The organism is Phaeovulum sp., assembly GCF_047638075.1.
Lineage (GTDB): Bacteria > Pseudomonadota > Alphaproteobacteria > Rhodobacterales > Rhodobacteraceae > UBA6197.
The window spans coordinates 1-17,280 of the sequence record NZ_JBLJBV010000001.1; the positions used below are offsets into that span (position 1 = coordinate 1).

The window sequence follows — 17,280 nt, forward strand, 5'->3', positions numbered from 1 at the left end:
CAAAGCTGACCGAAATTGGGTGAAAAAAACGGCTTGATCAAGACGGATACTCGAGCTGAACGAACCACCGACAACCGTCATGTCGACAACGTTACCCAGAACGTTGGCCCCCATTACGATGCTTTGGTTGAACGCCGTGGTTTCGATTTGCGACGCTGCCGAAGCGAAGGACTCACCGGTCACGAACCCGTCGTCACCGTTGTGCGACCCCCACATCCCGGCATTGCCACCGGCACCGCCATCACCGTTATAGGCATAGCCGTCACCGGCCTGACCGCCATAGGCCTCGACACCGCCAACCTCGGCATAGCCACCGTAGGCATCACCCGTGCTACCGCCCCATGCCTGGCCGCCAGTGCCATAGCTGCCGTCACCGGCACCTGCACTGTTCGTGCCGCCATTACCGCTGGACGAGTTGGTTGCACCCGAGGTCGCATCAGAGGCACCGCCGTAACCACCACTTGCATCACCCGCAGTGGCCGTCCCGGCACCGTAACCGGCAGCCGCAGCCAGCGAACCGGCAGCACCACCGTCACCGCTGGCACCCAGGCCAGCACCCAGACCAGCACCAATGGCATCCGCATCGGCATTGCCGGTTTCGCCGTTATTGGCACCTGCAAGGCCAAGGTTCAGCAGCCCAAGGCCCGCACCCAGCGCACCGGCGTCACCGGTGTTGGAGCTGTCGGCATTGGAACCAGCCGCGCCAAAACCCGCACCGATACCACCGGCATCACCCGAGCCGCCACCGGTCGCGCCCGAGTCGGCACCGGCACCACCAGCCCCCAGGCCCAGCGCAACCGACGCCGCGTCGCCGCCGGCACCGCCGGTCGACGTGCTATGAGCGGCTGCACCGCCCAAGCCCAGACCAACGCCAAGCGCACCGGCGCTGCCACCATTACCGCCCGAGCCACCGGCCGCACTACCCGCGCCACCGGGGCCGCTGGTTCCGCTGCCAGCCGTCGCCGCACCACCAACGCCCAGACCGCCCAGCGCAAACCCACCGTTGGATTGGGCATTGCTGCCCCCCATCGCGCCATCGGCATTGCTGTCGATACCGTCTTCAGAGGTCGCTGTGCCACCGCTTGAGGTGTTGGTCTGGGTCATGCTGCCGCTGTTGGACACATTCGACAGGCTGTCATTATCAACCAAGTGGTTTGCCTGCGCGTTGACGGTTCCGGCATTATTGCCCGAACCATTCAGCGCATCATTCAACATGTTTTGCAGGTTCATATCATTGCCAGGGTCGTAGTTGATGTTGCCCTGCGCCATGATGAAATCACCCGCGCTCGCGTCGCTGAGGTCGATATCGGCAAAGTCATTGTCGGTCGGCTCATACCCCTCAAGCCCAACCCCCACATACACGTCGACAGTCGTATCTGAGGTGTTGGAATTGTGGTTGGCATTCAGATTACCGTTGGCATTCAGGTTGCCATTGGCATTCAGGTTGCCGTTGCCGTTCATGTTGGCGTTACCGTTACCGTTACCGTTCATGTTGGCATTGCCATTACCGTTACCATTCAGGTTACCATTACCATTACCATTCAGGTTACCGTTACCATTACCGTTCAGGTTGCCATTGCCATTGCCATTGCCATTCCAGTTTTCACTGTCGGATGACTGGTGCTGGCCCTGACCCTGGGCCTGGCCCTGTGCTTCCAGTTGGGCCTGAGCCTGCAGCTCGGCCTGGGCCTGGCCCTGGGCCTCAAGCTGACCCTGGCCTTGGCCCTGGGCTTGAAGCGGCATGATCATGCTTTTCTTGGGCATCGAAGTTCTCCATCATGTTGGATGCGTTCGCCGGATCGCCGCTCATTTCAAAAGCGATCATCACACAAGCGCATTTTTCGTTGCACGTCGAATTATGAAACCTTGGGCGATGACTCGGCCTTCCGGTCTCAGCTTCGTCTGACAGACCTGTGATCTTACGTTCGCGCCCCCCCCTGATTTCTTCGCACCAAGCGGGAGAATCGGCCCAAAGCGATTCGGCATATTTGATCGCCGTTTCCAGGGGTCTTTGCTATATCCCGCCCTACAGATCCGCGTTGCGGTAAAAGGATCCGTACGGAAATCAGCATCCCACCAGAAGGCATGATTGACATAGCTAGACATTGTGCGAGCGTCTGGCGCGCCAAAACCAATTGAGGTAAAACAAGTATTTCTGATGACCAAGCCAAACGGTTATTAATCACCACACCCATGCCCCCTAGCCGTCAGGACAGGGTGCCGTAACCACCTTATGGTTTCAAAAAACTACAAATCGGCGGACTCTTGCCGAAAAATGTGTTAGCATAAGGTTAATACAGAAGTGCAAACGGGCTTCAACCTACGGGCAAGGGAGTTTGATATTTTTACAATATAAACCAATGACTTACAATAATTTAAGCCGTTGACTAAGTTCCGTTGCAACACTTCTTAGCGGCATTCTAAACACAATTCCTGTTGGTATTTTTTCAAATAAATATGCAACCTTAAGGTTAAGGCGAGGTAAGTTTATAATGCACACTGAGATTAATGATACCCCAGTCACCATAGGTTGTATTTTTGTCGGAAACTCCCTTGATTTCTCGGATACAATGCTCCGGATTACACGCAGTGAATTTGGATGCGTTGAATTTAACCGTATTGCTTCTTTGAATGAACTTTCGGCCATTGCACCAGAGCGTGCCAAACGAATTCGGGCGATCATAGTCAATGAAACGAAAACGGGTGAGTTTTGCGAACGCATGCCGTTCTTGCGTGAAAGGTTCCCCGCGACAATGTTTGCACTTGCTTATCGACAACCCGAAGTTGCGCGAAACCTGTTGTTGCATACTGCAAAGAAAGAGACACCGCCCGCACTTGGGTTTTTACCCATGAACATGGAAATTGATCGGAGGCTATCCATTCTTCGCCTGCTGATGGGCAAAGTGCGATATATCCCCGATGAGCTGATCGAAGATTCGGGAACGGATCACCCTCCAAAAGGCGGCAACGACAGCCCGGTTTCACACACCCAGATGCCGCGGCCAGAGAAAGGACCGGTCAAACTAACCGAGCGCGAACGCCAGGTTTTATGTTCTGTGTCGAAAGGCAAACAAAACAAGATCATCGCAGAAGAGCTTGACGTATCGGAACATACGATCAAGCTGCATATTCACCATGTGATCGCCAAACTGGGCGTCAACAACCGAACCGAAGCTGCCATCTGGTATTTGTCTTCTGCCGATAACGCCAATGGTGGGCCATTGTGACAGACCCGGACCATCTGATTGATTTCGATGGTTTCTTACTGCTGGTAGGTAAGCTGAATTATGCTTGGACAAACACCGAAAGCCTGTTGATTCATCTGATCGCAGGGCTGTCCGGTATGGATAAGGAAACGGCAACGGTCGTATTTTTGACGCTGAATACCACCCGCGCCCGCATAGATCTGGTAGAGCGCTTATCTAAGCTGGAAAAGACCAGCCTGACTGAACGAAAAAGCATCCTTTCGCTGACGGGGCGTATCCTAAGCCAGTCAGCTTTGCGTAATAGATATAATCATTGCATCTATGCCTTTGATGCCGAGGGCGGAAACCCCCGGACAATTCTGATGCGCATAGCCGATCGCAAGGACAAGCTGATGATGGGTCAGGTCAATCCCTTGAATGACGCAGCCCTTGAGGATATCGAGGCCGCTATCAAGGAATTGAAGCTGATCAACCATGACATTTGGCGCACGATTTCAGACTTTGGCTATCCCGTTTGACGGCGCATCAGCCAGCAATCATAACGACAGGCCTTAAAAACCGCCCGAATGGCCATGGTTTTCAAATATGCAAGGCTTGACCCAACGCTGTCATCGCAGCCTCTTGCAAGGCCTCACCTTGGGTCGGGTGTGTGTGGACCGTGGCCGCAATATCTTCAAGCCGGGCCTGCATTTCCAACGCCAGCCCAAAGGCTGCTGACAGCTCGGAGACACCGCGCCCGACGGCCTGAATACCCAGCACCAGATGATTGTCCGCACGCGCCACAACCCGGACAAAGCCTTGCCCGGCCTGCATCGTCAACGCCCGCCCGTTTGCGGCAAGGGGGAACTGCCCGATCTTGGTTTTATATCCCGCATCGCGGGCCTGATCCGGGGTCAGGCCAGCGGTCACAACCTCGGGGTCGGTAAAGCACACGGCGGGGATTGCCTGTTTCGTCCACCGGACCTTGTGGCCCGCGATGACGCCCGCGACCAATTCGCCTTGGGCCATCGCCCGGTGCGCCAGCATCGGCCCACCCGTGACGTCGCCTATGGCATAGATGCCGCGCATTGCGGTCTGGCAGCGGTCATCAACACGCAGATAGGGGCCGTCCATCTCAAGCACCAGTTCTTCGCGGCCCCAACCATCGGTCACCGGGCGGCGGCCAACGGCTACCAGCACTGTATCGGCCTTCATCCGCACATCGCCGTCGGGGCCCTCAATCTGCAGGGCGCCTTTTACATTCATACCGGTCACTTTGGCCCCGGTCATCACCGTGACCCCAAGCTCATTCAGTCGCCGTAGCACCGGGCGGATCAGATCAGCGTCATATTGCGGCAGCACGCGGCTGGCGGCCTCGATTACCGTCACCGTGACGCCGATTTTGGCAAAGGCGGTGCCCAGTTCCAACCCGATATAGCCGCCGCCAACCACCACCATGCTTTCGGGTATCCGCGCCAGCGCCAGCGCCTCGGTTGATGCGATCACGCGCCCGCCGAACGGCAGCGACGGCAGCTCCGCCGGGGCCGATCCGGTGGCGATCACGACGTTTTCGGCATGAAGGATCTGCGGCCCGGTATCTGTCATCACCTCAACCGTCTTGCCGTCCAGAAACCGCGCCTGTCCCGCCAGGATCTTGACCTTGGCCCGTTTCAAAAGATCACTGACACCCCCGGTCAACCGCGCAACAATACTGTTTTTCCACTCTACCGTTTGGGCCAGATCAATCTGCGGCGCGCCCGCGCTGATGCCCAGTGCATTCGGCAACGCCCGGTTCCGGGCTGCATCAAATTCATCTGCCGCATGGATCAGCGCTTTTGAGGGGATGCAGCCGATATTCAGGCAGGTGCCGCCCGGTTTGGCAAAATCAACGATCACCGTATCAATGCCCAACTGTCCCGCGCGGATGGCACAGACATAGCCGCCGGGCCCCGCCCCAATCACCAGTAGTTTGCAATAAATATCCCTCATTGCCCTACCCTTCGACAAAGATCAGCGCCGGCGTTTCCAGCAAGGTCTTGATCTTTTGGATGAACATCGCCGCATCCCAACCGTCGATCACCCGATGATCAAAGCCCGATGAAAGGTTCATCATCTTGCGCGGCACAAAGGCACCGTCCTGCCAGACTGGGCGGATCGCGATCTTGTTCACCCCGATGATTGCCACTTCGGGGTGGTTGATCACCGGGGTCGAAACAATCCCCCCCATCGCGCCAAGCGAGGTGATGGTGATGGTCGATCCGGTCAATTCATCCCGCGCGGCCCTGCCGGATTTGGCGGCATCCGTGACGCGGTTCAGCTCGGCGGCGCATTCCCATATATCGCGCGCCTCGCAATGGCGCACGACCGGCACCATCAGCCCCGCGCCCGTCTGCGCGGCAATACCGATATGCACCCCGCCGACCTGCTCGATCACCCCCGCCTCATCATCAAAGCGGGCATTCAAGCGGGGTTGCGCGGCGATGGCCTGCACCATGGCGCGCATCAAAAACGGCAACAGCGTCAGTTTCGGGTGGCTGTCAGGCTTTGTAACGTTCAGGCTGACCCGCAATGCCTCAACCGCAGTCACATCAATTTCCTCGACATAGGTGATATGCGGTATTCGCGCTTTTGCGAGGGCCATCTTTTCCGCGATCTTGCGGCGCATACCGATCAGCTTGATCTGTTCGATCGTGGTGTTGCGCTGACGGGTGCCTGCCGGGCGGGGGGCCTCGGGTTGGGCTGCCAGCCGATCCAGATCTTCGTGGGTGATGCGCCCAGCCGGCCCTGACCCCGTCACCCGGCGCAGATCAACGCCCGCCTCTGCGGCGCGCGCGCGGACCGAGGGCGCGGCCATCGGCCGTTCCCCCTCGGGGCGGGGCAGTGGAGCTAGCGGCGCATGAACGGGGTGGGGCGGGGTAGCGGGTCTTTCCGGTTTCGGCGGTTTGGCCATGGGGTCGCTGTCGCCCCTGGCGCGGGGCAGCGGCACGGCAGGTGGTTCATCCCTGATCGCCGCGCTTGGTTTGGTGTTACCGTCGCCCGCGACCTCCAGCCGGATCAGGGGGGCACCCACGGCCATTTTCTGGCCTATTTCCGCCTCGCGCCAGATCACCTTGCCGTCTGCAGGCGAGGGGATTTCAACGGTTGCCTTATCGGTCATCACCGCCGCCAGCACCTGATCTTCGCGCACCAGATCACCCACCTCAACGGCCCATTCCGCCAGTTCCACCTCAGCGATACCTTCGCCAACATCGGGAACTTTTATCGTGTGCTGGCCCATCGTCAGGCCTCCATCGTCTTGGTCAGCGCCGCGCCAACACGGGCGGGGCCGGGGAAATAGTCCCATTCCTGCGCATGCGGATAGGGCGTGTCCCAGCCTGCCACACGGCACACCGGCGCCTCCAGGTGGTAAAAACAATGCTCGGCCACCAATGCCGCCAGTTCGGCGCCAAAGCCCGAGGTCAGCGTTGCCTCATGCACGACCACGCAGCGGCCCGTCTTGCGGACCGATGCGGTGATCGTGTCTAGATCGTAGGGCAGCAGGGTGCGCAGGTCGATCACCTCGGCGTCAACCCCGGTGTCGTCAGCGGCGGCCAGCGCAACATGCACCATCGTGCCGTAGGCCAGAACGGTAACGCCGCCCCCTTTGCGCGCAATATGGGCCTGGCCCAGCGGCACGGCAAAATACCCCTCGGGCACCTCGCCATCGGGGTGTTTCGCCCAGGACGTCACCGGCCGGTCGTAATGGCCATCAAACGGCCCGTTATAAAGGCGCTTGGGTTCCAGAAAAATGACCGGATCGCGGTCTTCGATTGAAGCGATCAGCAGGCCCTTGGCGTCATGCGGGTTTGACGGCATCACCACCTTTAGGCCCGCAACATGGGTAAACAGCGCCTCGGGGCTTTGGCTGTGGGTCTGGCCGCCGAATATACCGCCGCCGGTTGGCATGCGGATCACGATCGGGCAGGTAAACTCCCCCGAAGAGCGGTAGCGGATGCGCGCCGCCTCTTGGGTGATCTGGTCATAGGCGGGGTACATATAATCCGCGAACTGGATCTCGACACAGGGTTTGAGCCCATTCGCGGCCATGCCGATAGCGGTGCCGACAATGCCGCTTTCGCTGATCGGCGTATCAAAACAGCGGGTGCGGCCATATTTTTCCTGCAACCCCTGCGTGGCGCGGAACACGCCGCCAAAATACCCCACGTCCTCGCCGTAAACCACAACCGTCGGATCATGCCCCATGGCGACATCCATGGCGTCGCGGATAGCCTGAAGCATCGTCATCCGTGCCATGCGCTAGACCCCCATTTCTTGCCGCTGGCGGCGCAGATGCGCAGGCATTTCGGCGTAAACCCCCTCAAACATGTCCCGCGTCGACGGGTGGGCGCCGGAATGAAGCGTGCCGAAACTTTCGGCCTCTTTCTGGGCGGCGATCACGGTATCCAGCAGTTCGACCTCCAACTGGGCGTGCCGCTCATCAGACCAAAGCCCTTTGGCGATCAGATGCGCTTTCAACCGGATCACCGGGTCACCCAGCGGCCAGGCGGCAGATTCTTCCTTGGGGCGGTAGGCGGTGGGGTCATCAGACGATGAATGGGCCCCGGCGCGGTAGGTGACGTATTCAATCAACGTCGGGCCCAGGCTGCGCCTTGCCCGTTCAGCAGCCCATTTCGCCACCGCATGAACCGCCAGATAGTCATTTCCGTCGACCCGCAGCGAGGGCAGACCAAACCCCAGCCCCCGCGCCGCAAATGTGCCCGCACTACCGCGCGCGATGCCCTGAAACGTGGAAATGGCCCATTGGTTGTTGACCACATTCAAAATGACCGGCGCCTTGAACGTCGAGGCAAAGACCAGCCCCGCGTGAAAGTCGCTTTCGGCGGTTGACCCGTCACCAATCCAGGCGGCCGCGATATTCGTTTCGCCCTTGATCGCCGAGGCCATGGCCCAGCCAACCGCTTGCGGGAACTGCGTGGCAAGGTTGCCGGAAAGCGTGAAAAAACCCTTGCTCTTGACTGAATAAAGCACCGGCAACTGCCGCCCCTTCAGCGGATCGGCCGAATTCGAGTAAATCTGGTTCATCATATCCACCAGCGGATAATCATCCGCAATCAACAGCCCGGCCTGCCGATAGGTGGGAAAATTCATATCGCCGGGCAACAATGCCTTGCGAAAGGCGGTGCTGACCGCCTCTTCGCCCAGATGTTGCATGTAGAACGAGGTCTTGCCCTGACGCTGCGCGATAATCATCCGTGCGTCAAAACTGCGCAGCAGCATCATATGGCGCAGCCCCGCGACCAACTCATCGTCGCCAAGCGTGCCCGCCCAAGGGCCAACCGCCTCGCCCGCGCGGTTCAGCACCCGGATGATGGAAAACGCCAAATCACGGATTTCGCGGGGGTCAACATCCACAGGCGGGCGGTCAACAGCGCCCGCCGGGGCGATGGTCACATTGGTGAAATCGGGCACCCCACCGGGGCGAACCTCGGGTTCGGGAACATGAAGGCTAAGCGCAGCGATCTTTTGCATGGCGGACTTCCTCACAGGCCAGTGACGAAAGAACGGCAGTTAAAAGACCATGATAACAGCTTCGGGCGAAATTACGATAGGGGCCGCGGGCTATAACCACTTGCCCCGCACGCAAGCGTTAAGGGCCGGGATGAAAGGGGGGCGCGATCAACCCCGCGATCTTTCCGCGTGACCTCTCAGCCATAGCCGGGGTAAAGAATACATGCGCCGAATACTTGGGCACCCGCGACAGCCTACGCACCATGGCAAGGTGCCTGCCTGCCGTGTGGCACGTTGATCAAGGGCGGAACCTGTTCGCAATGAAAGACTTCTGAGCCATGACAAACCACGCTGACGCTGAACGTTTTTGCCCTGCAAATCTGATCATCACCCGCCCGACTGACCATGAATGGGTCCGCCACGCCGCGACCCAGCTTGAACGCGACCGCCAGCGCTCGGCCGATACCCATCTGGTTCGGCTGGATGTGCCGGGGCTTGCGGGTATCCCGATCTATCTAAAGGATGAAAGCACCCATCCGACGGGCAGTCTGAAACATCGGTTGGCGCGGTCCTTGTTTCTTTACGGGATCAGCAATGGCGATATTGGCCCAAAGACAACGGTGGTCGAGGCGTCCTCTGGCTCTACAGCGGTCAGCGAGGCTTATTTTGCGCGGCTTCTTGGCTTGCCGTTTGTCGCGGTGATGCCAGAAAGCACCTCGCGCGCAAAGGTCGCCGCAATCACCCAATATGGCGGCAAGTGTCACTTTGTCGGCACCGCAGATGCCGTCTATTCCGAAGCGGCACGGCTGGCACAGGAATCGGGCGGCTTTTACCTGGACCAATTCACAAATGCCGAACGGGCAACGGATTGGCGCGGAAACAACAACATCGCGGAAAGCATCTACCGCCAGATGGCCGGCGAACCGCATCCAATACCCGAATGGATCGTCATGAGCGCGGGCACCGGCGGCACATCAGCCACGATCGGGCGCTATATCCGGTATCAGGACCTTCGCACATCGCTATGCGTCGTGGACCCGGAACATTCGGTATTTTTCGATGCCTGGCAATCACGCGACCGCAACCTTACGGCAAAAACATCATCGCGCATCGAAGGGATCGGGCGCCCCCGGGTCGAGCCGTCGTTTATTCCTGGGGTCATCGACGCGATGATCAAGGTTGCGGATGCGGCATCGGTTGCGGCAATGCAGGCGCTTTCAAACCTGTTGTTTCGCAAGGTTGGCCCTTCGAGCGGAACTAACTTTTTCGGGGTTCTGTGCATCGCTGCCGAAATGCAGCGGCGCGGGCAGACGGGTTCAATCGTAACGCTGATCTGCGACAGCGGAGAGCGCTACCTGGACACCTATTACAATGCCGATTGGCTGGCCAAATGCGGTGTGGACACGACAGCCTGGAAAGCGCGGATTGACGGCCTTATCGCGGCCCCCTCCTAGTCACGCTTCTCTTCGGGGGCTGTCCGGGGCACAGGCCTTTGAGGTATCACTGCGCATTGCGCGCCGCGCTGACGCGCCGGCCAATGCGCGAAAGGCGGCATCAATCGCCGTTTTTCGGCCCCAGCCGCGCAAGGCGACGCGCATTTGCAGCCGTGCGTTTGCCGATAGGCTTAAGCCCGGCCCGCATCACCGCTTCGGGCGATTTTCCCGCAAACACAGCACGTTGTGCCGCACCGACTGACCATACCATGGCGCGCTGTTTTTCGGCAAACATCCGGTTCACCTCGGACGGGGGGGTATCCCACAGCCCCATCAGCCCTGCCAGCCGATAAGTAACCACGGATTGTGCTTCCATCCCGATCTTTGCGATATCCATACACAGCGCAAATGGCGCGAAAGGGTCAAACATTTCTCGTATCGCTCCTCCCTGATTTCATTTCATCACGCCCCAAGGCTTACCATTCGGTGTAAGCCTGTTCTCTAAAGCGGTTCACAAAGGCATGCGCATCGGTTCCACCAAAACCCAAATCACATATTGCTATAAAATATCGTCCGCCATATGTGGTTCAGACGGTCAGATGATCGCTCCAGTTGCGTCACCTTTTCGCTTTGTCACCTGATTCAGAACGTGGCCGCAACAAAATACGACTTTGCCTTCCGTAAGGTAATGCAATGCGGGGACTGCGCTTTACTCCCTTGCCATATGGGTTAAACGACATAGCTTGCGCCTGATGCGTGATTGACACCCGACGTACATTCTGAACTATCACGTTCAGGAATGAGACCGGCGGGCAAGGTTGCGCGCTGGCTTTTCTATGTTCAATGACTGCAGGGGTCTTCATGATAAAGCGTATAATCATCGCCATCGTCGTTCTTGGATTGATCGGCGGCGGCATTGTTGGCTTCAATCTGTTTCGCGCCAAGATGATCGCGCAATTTTTTGCCGGCATGACCCCGGCCCCATTGGTGGTTTCAGTAACCGAAGTGCAACCGATCACCTGGACGCCGGGTATTGAAACCATCGGCACCGCGCGGGCGGCACAGGGCGTTGACCTGTCAGTCGAAGCCTCGGGCGTGGTGCGAGAAATTGCTTTTACGGCCAATGACCGCGTCAAAAAGGGCGACGTCCTGGTGCAAATCGACGACCGCACCGAACGGGCCGATCTGGCCGCCGCAGAAGCCGCAATGCAGCTGGCCGAGACCGAGTTGAAACGCGCGAGGGAATTGTCAACGCGCGGCGTTTCCACCTCGAATGCCTTGGATGTTGCCGAGGCACAGGCCGTCTCTGCCCGGTCCACCGTGGCCAAGCTGAAGGCTCTTTTGGCAACCAAAAGCCTGACCGCACCCTTCGCCGGTGTGGTGGGGATCCCCCAGATCGAGGCGGGCCAGTTCGTCGCCACCGGCACGGTGTATGCGACCCTGCAAGACCGCGATAACATGCGCGTCGATTTCACCCTGACCGAACAGCAATTGGGCCTTGTAAGCACGGGTCAGGCGCTGTCGGTCCGGTCTGAGGTGGGTGATCTGTCCGCAACCGGCCATATCAGCGGGATAGAGCCGAAGATCGACCCCAACTCGCGTCTGGTTACGGTTCGCGCTGTGGTAGACAACGCGGGCACAGGCATCACACCGGGTCAGTTCTTGCGCGTACGGGTTGATCTGCCGGACGAAGACGGGGTAATCGCGCTGCCACAAACTGTCGTTACATCAAACCTTTACGGTGACTCGGTCTATGTTGTGCGCCCCGGCAAGGCCGAAGGCGACCCCGAACGCGCCGAACAGGTATTTGTCAAACTGGGCCGCCGTACCGGCGCCATGGTTGAAATAACCGAAGGGTTGGCAGCAGGCGACAAGGTGGTGAACGCGGGCCAGAACAAGCTATCTGCCGGTGCCGCCGTCACCATCGACAATTCCGTCGCGCCGACCCCCGTGGCCTATGGCGACGCCGCCCCCCAAACCGGCAACTGAGGGCCATAAGATGAGCTTTTCCGAGATATTCATCCGCCGCCCCGTGCTGTCTACCGTGTTGGGCGCTTTCATGCTTTTGCTGGGATTTCAGGCGATTTTCAGCCTTGCCGTGCGCCAATACCCCGAGGTTGAGGAAACCGTGGTCACGATCACCACGGTCTACCCCGGCGCCGCGCCGGACCTGATTCAGGGCTTCATCACCTCGCCGGTTGCCGCAGCGGTGGCGACGACCGAAAACATTGACTATGTCACCTCGCAGTCGCGGCCCTCGGCCTCGGTCGTGTCGGTGCAGATGCAGCTTGGTGCCGACCCCGACGTAGCCCTGACCGAAGTGCTGGCCAAGGTTCAACAGGTGCGCGGGCAACTGCCCAGTGAGGCGGAAGACCCGATCATCGTCAAAGGCACGGGGATGCAGTTCGCGCTGATGTATCTGGCCGCCCAGAACCCCAACATGACGCCCGAACAGTTGACCGAATATCTTGAGCGCGTGATCCGCCCGCGCATGTCCACTATTCCCGGCGTGGCAGAAATTCAGGTGATCGGGGCCTCGAACTACGCGATGCGCGTCTGGATTGACCCGCTGAAACTGGCGGCGCGCGGCGTGACCGCATCCGAAGTGCTGGGCGCGATCCGCGCGTCGAACTTCCTGTCGGCCCCCGGCAAGACAGAAAACGAATATGTCGCACAGTCAATCACGTTGCAATCCACCTTGCAAACCCCTGAGGCGTTCGGCGCCCTGCCGATCCGCGCCGATGGCGATGCCGTGGTGCGGCTGCGCGATGTGGCCGATGTACAACTGGCGGCCAAGGACGGGTCAGAGATTGTGACCTTCAACGGTCAACCCGGCACCTTTATCGGCGTGTTCCCCACCCCGGCGGCCAACCCGCTGGATACTGCGGCCGCCGTGGTCGCTGAATTGCCCGTCATCAATGACACCCTGCCCGAGGGGATGAACATCGAACTGGTTTACGATTCGACCGAAACCATCTCGGCCTCGATCGATGAGGTGTTCAAGACCATCGCTGAAGCGGTCGGCATCGTGGTGTTGGTGATCTTGTTGTTCCTTGGATCGTTCCGGTCGGTGCTGATGCCAATCGTCACCATTCCGCTGTCGCTGATCGGGGTGATGTCGGTGTTGTTGGCGCTGGGGTATTCGATCAACCTGCTGACGCTGCTGGCCATGGTGCTGGCGATCGGGCTTGTCGTTGACGACGCGATCGTGGTGGTGGAAAACATCCACCGCCATATCGAAGACGGCATGAAACCGATGCCTGCGGCCATCAAGGGGATGCAGGAAATCACCGGCCCGGTCATTGCCATGACCATCACACTGGCAGCCGTTCTTACGCCTTTGGCCTTTACCGGCGGGCTTACCGGTTCGTTGTTTCAGGAATTTGCCTTTACCCTGGCCGGCGCGGTCGTGCTTTCGGGGATCATCGCGCTGACCATCACCCCCATGATGTCCGCCCGACTTTTGAGCCATGACAGCACCAGCAAGTTTCAAGGATATGTCGACCACGTTTCGGACACGCTGTCAGCGTGGTACGGGCGGCGGGTGTCATCCTCGCTTGATTATCGCCCGGTGACGCTTTTGATCGTGGCCACACTGGTCGGGGTGACGGGGTTCATGTTTTTCAACACCTCAACCGAACTGGCCCCGGAAGAAGACCAAGGCGCGCTGTTCGCCTTTTTGAACGGCCCACGCTACGCAACCATCGACTACACCAACCTTTACACTGATCAAATCTCGCATCTGACCCAGGATATAGACGAGGTTCGGACCGAGTTTTCGATTGCCGGTTTTGGGGGGGCTGGAAATACCGGCATCTATATCTGGGCGCTGAAAGACTGGTCCGACCGGATCCGCAACCAAAAGCAAATCCAGCAGGACATTCAGGCGCGGCTGGACTCGGTGGCGGGGGTGCAGGGCTTTGTCTTTTCGCCACCATCGCTACCGGGCACAGGCGGCGGCTTGCCTATCTCTGTCGTGATTCAGTCGATCCACTCGCCGGATCGGGTGGCCGAGGTCGCTGATGAAATCAAGGCCAAGGCGCAGGCCACAGGCAAGTTCATCATCGTGCAAAATTCGTTGGCCTTCGATGCCCCCGAAGTGCGGGTCATGATCGACCGTGATCGCGCGGCAACGCTGAATGTGCCGGTCTCAGAGATCGGGGCGACGCTGGGGCTTTTGGTGGGCGGCGGCGCTGTGGCACAGTTTGACCGCGACTCCAACAGCTATGACATTGTGACCCAGGTGCCCCAAGACATGCGCGCCAACCCCGAACAACTGGGCCAGTTCTTTGTGCGTGCCGCAACCGGCGAAATGGTGCCGCTATCGGCGGTGGTCAACATTTCAACCGGTGTCGCGGCATCCTCGATCGAACAGTTTGACCAACTCAACTCAGCCACCATCACGGCACTGCCTTTGCCCGGCCAATCCACCGGTGATGGCCTGGCCGAGATCGTTCAGATCGCAAACGAGGTTATACCCGACGGCTTTTTCATCGACTATTCCGGCCAGTCGCGGCTTGAGGTTAAACAGGGCAACACCATCCTGATCGCCTTCGCGGCAGCGGTTGTGGTGATCTATCTGGTGCTGGCCGCACAGTTTGAAAGCCTGCGTGACCCGTTCATCATCCTGATGTCCGTGCCGCTGACCATTTTTGGCGCGGTCCTGCCGTTGAACCTGGGGCTGGGAACGCTGAACATCTATAGCCAGGTCGGGCTGATCACGCTGATCGGCCTGATTACGAAACACGGCATCCTGATGGTCGAATTTGCCAATCAGCAGCGCCACGACCATGCCGCCACCCGACGCGAGGCAATCGTGGCCGCAGCCAAGGTGCGCTTGCGCCCCATCCTGATGACGACCGCCGCCATGACGCTGGCCGTGGTTCCGTTGATCATGGCCGATGGCGCGGGCGCCGCCGCACGTCAGGCAATGGGCGTGGTGATGTTCTCGGGGCTGGTGCTGGGCACCATGTTCACCCTGTTTGTCGTGCCGATGTTTTACACCTTCATCTCGCCTTCCGACGTTGCCTGGCGCAAGGCGCGCGAAGCCCGCCTGGCCGCCGGGTAAGGCAAACCCAACACCCTCTGGCAAGGACAGAGGTATTGACATAAAGATGAACGGGCAACTTGTCCGTTCATCTTCTGCGGCCCGCAAATATGTATCGCAAGCCTTGCATGCAGCGTTCGGACGGGTTCAATGGCATGATCCTCGTTCATGGTGCCGCTTTGCTTCTTTATCGCCTTTTTGTGTCATTTGCCGCGCCCTATATGGCGCTGCGCCTGCTACTGCGCCGCATGATGGGGCGGGGTGATGCAGCGAGCGTGGCCGAACGCCTTGGCACGGCGCCCGGTCTGGCGGGGCCACTGATCTGGCTTCATGCCGCCTCTAATGGCGAACTGGCCTCGGCCCGCGCGTTGATCGAGGGGGTGTTGCGCCGCGACACATCCGTCCGGCTGCTGATTACCACCAACACCGAAACCGGGCGGGCGCTGGCGCGATCCTGGCGCCTGCCGCGCACCCATGCCGCGCTGGCGCCGCTGGATCATCGGCTGGTGCTGCGCCGGTTTTTGGCCCGCACCCGCCCCGCCGTGCTGGTCGTGGTTGAAAACGAGCTTTGGCCAAATCGCCTAACCGCCTGTGCCGCCCGCGCGATTCCGGTGGTGGTGGTCGGCGCGCGGATGTCGGCACGTTCAGCCCGTCGCTGGGGGTGGATGCCGGGGCTTGCGGGCAGCTTGCTGGGGGCTATCACCGCGCTATCCGCCCAGGACGCCGGGTCCGAGGTGCGCTTTGCCAAACTTGGCCTACCCGCAGATCGGCTTTTGCCAATCACCAATCTCAAGACCGCGCCAGATGCCACCCCCCCGCCCGAGGTTGCGGCCCTGCGCCCCCATTTTCCCCGCGCAACCACGGTGCTCGCCGCCTCAACCCATGAGGGCGAAGAGGAGCCGGTCCTGGCCGCATTCGCGCAAGCGCTGAAAACCAACCCGGCGCGCCGCCTGATCCTCGCGCCGCGCCACCCGCGCCGCGCCGCCGAAATCGCGGCGCTGATCGCCCGCACCGGGCTGCACCATACCACCCGGTCAAATGGCGAAAGCCCCGGCGATGCCCCCGTCTATCTGGCCGACACAATGGGCGAAATGGCGATCTGGTATGCGCTGGCCGGTATTACCTTCGTCGGCGGGTCGCTGGTGGACCGGGGCGGCCATACCCCCTATGAGCCCGCGGCCTTCGGCTCGGCCATCGTGCATGGCCCCCATGTGTCAAACTTTCACGCCGCGTTTGACGCGCTGGATGCCGCCGAGGCGGCACTTCCCGTTACGGCCCCATCACTGGCCGCGGCATTGGAGGCCCTGGCAGATCCCGCCCGCCAAACCACCATGGCCAGCACCGCCCACAAGGTTCTGGACAAAGGCACCGATCTTGACCCCCTGCTCGACGCCATCTTTTCCCCCTCTTGCGGCAAGGCGCCCAGCGATGACGCGCACCCCACCCGAACATAGGGGCGTCACCAATGATGGTGCGACCAAGGCTCTGGCGGGGCGCCCGCCGCGCATTCAACCCTGCGCTGGAAATATGCGCCCGCTTACCCTATCATCGGGCGAATAATTGACACTCATGCCGAATGGCAGGAAACCGGGGCTGGGCAGGCCATGAAATTTGAAACGAAACTATCGCTGCTGATCGGCGCAAATGGCAAGACGCCAACACAATATGCGGCATTGTGCCTGCGTCGGCGGGCGGGCAAGCAGGAAGTCTTGCTGATCACCTCACGCGATAGCGGGCGCTGGGTGCTGCCCAAGGGGTGGCCGATTGCGGGGCTTGGCGCATCAGGGTCCGCCGCGCGCGAGGCCTGGGAAGAGGCCGGGGTAATCGGCACGGTCAGCGATACCTGTCTGGGCCATTTTTCCTACGAGAAAACCCTTGGCACAGCCATTGCGCGCCCCTGCCGCGTAGCAGTCTACCCGCTTTCGGTCGACCGTCTGGCAGATGAATTCCCGGAAATGGGCCAACGCAAGCGCAAATGGTTCACCCCATCCAAGGCGGCCACCAAAGTGTTGGAACCCGAACTGGCACAGCTCTTGGCTGAACTACCTGCGAAACTCTGACGGCGCTTGCATTTTCCTACCCAAACCATAGGTATGAATGGAAGGGG

At 59.9% G+C, this 17,280-nt stretch carries 13 protein-coding genes; 7 read left to right on the forward strand and 6 right to left on the reverse strand.

Annotated elements, in window-relative coordinates; all coding sequences use genetic code 11:
- A partial coding sequence (locus ACM62R_RS00005) for a hypothetical protein (protein WP_415182012.1) occupies positions 1-1,764 on the reverse strand: 1,764 nt, incomplete at its 3' end.
- 728 nt (positions 1,765-2,492) lie between these two features.
- On the opposite strand from ACM62R_RS00005, the gene ACM62R_RS00010 reads away from it, so the two are divergent.
- Both ACM62R_RS00010 and ACM62R_RS00015 read left to right on the forward strand, forming a co-directional pair.
- On the forward strand, positions 2,493-3,227 hold the full coding sequence (locus ACM62R_RS00010; protein WP_415182013.1) for a response regulator transcription factor: 735 nt from the start codon (positions 2,493-2,495) through the stop codon (positions 3,225-3,227).
- A complete protein-coding gene (locus ACM62R_RS00015; protein WP_415182014.1) occupies positions 3,224-3,724 on the forward strand; it encodes a hypothetical protein in 501 nt (166 codons plus the stop codon). Before ACM62R_RS00010 ends, ACM62R_RS00015 begins: the two co-directional genes overlap by 4 nt.
- Before the next feature lie 61 nt (positions 3,725-3,785).
- Here the strand turns inward: ACM62R_RS00015 and lpdA are convergent, their stop codons facing one another.
- Genes lpdA through ACM62R_RS00035 form a run of 4 tightly spaced genes read right to left on the reverse strand, consistent with a single transcriptional unit; the run spans position 3,786 to position 8,714 of the window.
- Positions 3,786-5,174: a dihydrolipoyl dehydrogenase gene (gene lpdA, locus ACM62R_RS00020; RefSeq protein WP_415182015.1), complete on the reverse strand. Its 1,389-nt coding sequence runs from the start codon at positions 5,172-5,174 to the stop codon at positions 3,786-3,788.
- Between the two features lie 4 nt (positions 5,175-5,178).
- Entirely contained in the window at positions 5,179-6,462 is a 1,284-nt protein-coding gene (locus ACM62R_RS00025) for a dihydrolipoamide acetyltransferase family protein (RefSeq protein WP_415182016.1), read from the reverse strand.
- 2 nt (positions 6,463-6,464) lie between these two features.
- Complete coding sequence (locus ACM62R_RS00030) at positions 6,465-7,478, reverse strand: alpha-ketoacid dehydrogenase subunit beta (protein WP_415182017.1); 1,014 nt, start codon at positions 7,476-7,478, stop codon at positions 6,465-6,467.
- A 3-nt stretch (positions 7,479-7,481) separates the two neighbouring features.
- Positions 7,482-8,714, reverse strand: coding sequence for a thiamine pyrophosphate-dependent enzyme (locus ACM62R_RS00035; protein WP_415182018.1), 1,233 nt, complete (start codon positions 8,712-8,714; stop codon positions 7,482-7,484).
- Between the two features lie 317 nt (positions 8,715-9,031).
- On the opposite strand from ACM62R_RS00035, the gene ACM62R_RS00040 reads away from it, so the two are divergent.
- On the forward strand, positions 9,032-10,147 hold the full coding sequence (locus ACM62R_RS00040) for a PLP-dependent cysteine synthase family protein (RefSeq protein ID WP_415182019.1): 1,116 nt from the start codon (positions 9,032-9,034) through the stop codon (positions 10,145-10,147).
- A gap of 100 nt (positions 10,148-10,247) precedes the next feature.
- Here ACM62R_RS00040 and ACM62R_RS00045 read toward each other — a convergent pair whose 3' ends face one another.
- Entirely contained in the window at positions 10,248-10,556 is a 309-nt protein-coding gene (locus tag ACM62R_RS00045; RefSeq protein ID WP_415182020.1) for an antifreeze protein, read from the reverse strand.
- Positions 10,557-10,987: 431 nt separating this feature from the next.
- On the opposite strand from ACM62R_RS00045, the gene ACM62R_RS00050 reads away from it, so the two are divergent.
- The 4 genes from ACM62R_RS00050 (at position 10,988) to ACM62R_RS00065 (ending at position 17,233) form a co-directional block, all read left to right on the forward strand.
- Positions 10,988-12,115 (forward strand): efflux RND transporter periplasmic adaptor subunit, encoded by a 1,128-nt coding sequence (locus tag ACM62R_RS00050; RefSeq protein WP_415182021.1) that lies wholly within the window; start codon positions 10,988-10,990, stop codon positions 12,113-12,115.
- Between the two features lie 10 nt (positions 12,116-12,125).
- A complete protein-coding gene (locus ACM62R_RS00055) occupies positions 12,126-15,194 on the forward strand; it encodes an efflux RND transporter permease subunit (protein WP_415182022.1) in 3,069 nt (1,022 codons plus the stop codon).
- 107 nt (positions 15,195-15,301) lie between these two features.
- Positions 15,302-16,627: a 3-deoxy-D-manno-octulosonic acid transferase gene (locus ACM62R_RS00060; protein ID WP_415182023.1), complete on the forward strand. Its 1,326-nt coding sequence runs from the start codon at positions 15,302-15,304 to the stop codon at positions 16,625-16,627.
- Between the two features lie 150 nt (positions 16,628-16,777).
- A complete protein-coding gene (locus tag ACM62R_RS00065) occupies positions 16,778-17,233 on the forward strand; it encodes an NUDIX hydrolase (protein WP_415182024.1) in 456 nt (151 codons plus the stop codon).
- The last annotated feature ends 47 nt before the right edge of the window (positions 17,234-17,280 follow it).

Excerpts from the sequence above, each read along its gene's own strand:
- ACM62R_RS00035 (WP_415182018.1), bottom strand. The coding sequence starts at position 8,714 with ATGCAAAAGATCGCTGCGCTTAGCCTTCATGTTCCCGAACCCGAGGTT.
- ACM62R_RS00065 (WP_415182024.1), top strand. The coding sequence starts at position 16,778 with ATGAAATTTGAAACGAAACTATCGCTGCTGATCGGCGCAAATGGCAAG.
- lpdA (WP_415182015.1), bottom strand. The coding sequence starts at position 5,174 with ATGAGGGATATTTATTGCAAACTACTGGTGATTGGGGCGGGGCCCGGC.
- ACM62R_RS00010 (WP_415182013.1), top strand. The coding sequence starts at position 2,493 with ATGCACACTGAGATTAATGATACCCCAGTCACCATAGGTTGTATTTTT.
- ACM62R_RS00030 (WP_415182017.1), bottom strand. The coding sequence starts at position 7,478 with ATGGCACGGATGACGATGCTTCAGGCTATCCGCGACGCCATGGATGTC.
- ACM62R_RS00050 (WP_415182021.1), top strand. The coding sequence starts at position 10,988 with ATGATAAAGCGTATAATCATCGCCATCGTCGTTCTTGGATTGATCGGC.
- ACM62R_RS00045 (WP_415182020.1), bottom strand. The coding sequence starts at position 10,556 with ATGTTTGACCCTTTCGCGCCATTTGCGCTGTGTATGGATATCGCAAAG.
- ACM62R_RS00060 (WP_415182023.1), top strand. The coding sequence starts at position 15,302 with ATGCAGCGTTCGGACGGGTTCAATGGCATGATCCTCGTTCATGGTGCC.
- ACM62R_RS00025 (WP_415182016.1), bottom strand. The coding sequence starts at position 6,462 with ATGGGCCAGCACACGATAAAAGTTCCCGATGTTGGCGAAGGTATCGCT.
- ACM62R_RS00055 (WP_415182022.1), top strand. The coding sequence starts at position 12,126 with ATGAGCTTTTCCGAGATATTCATCCGCCGCCCCGTGCTGTCTACCGTG.
- ACM62R_RS00040 (WP_415182019.1), top strand. The coding sequence starts at position 9,032 with ATGACAAACCACGCTGACGCTGAACGTTTTTGCCCTGCAAATCTGATC.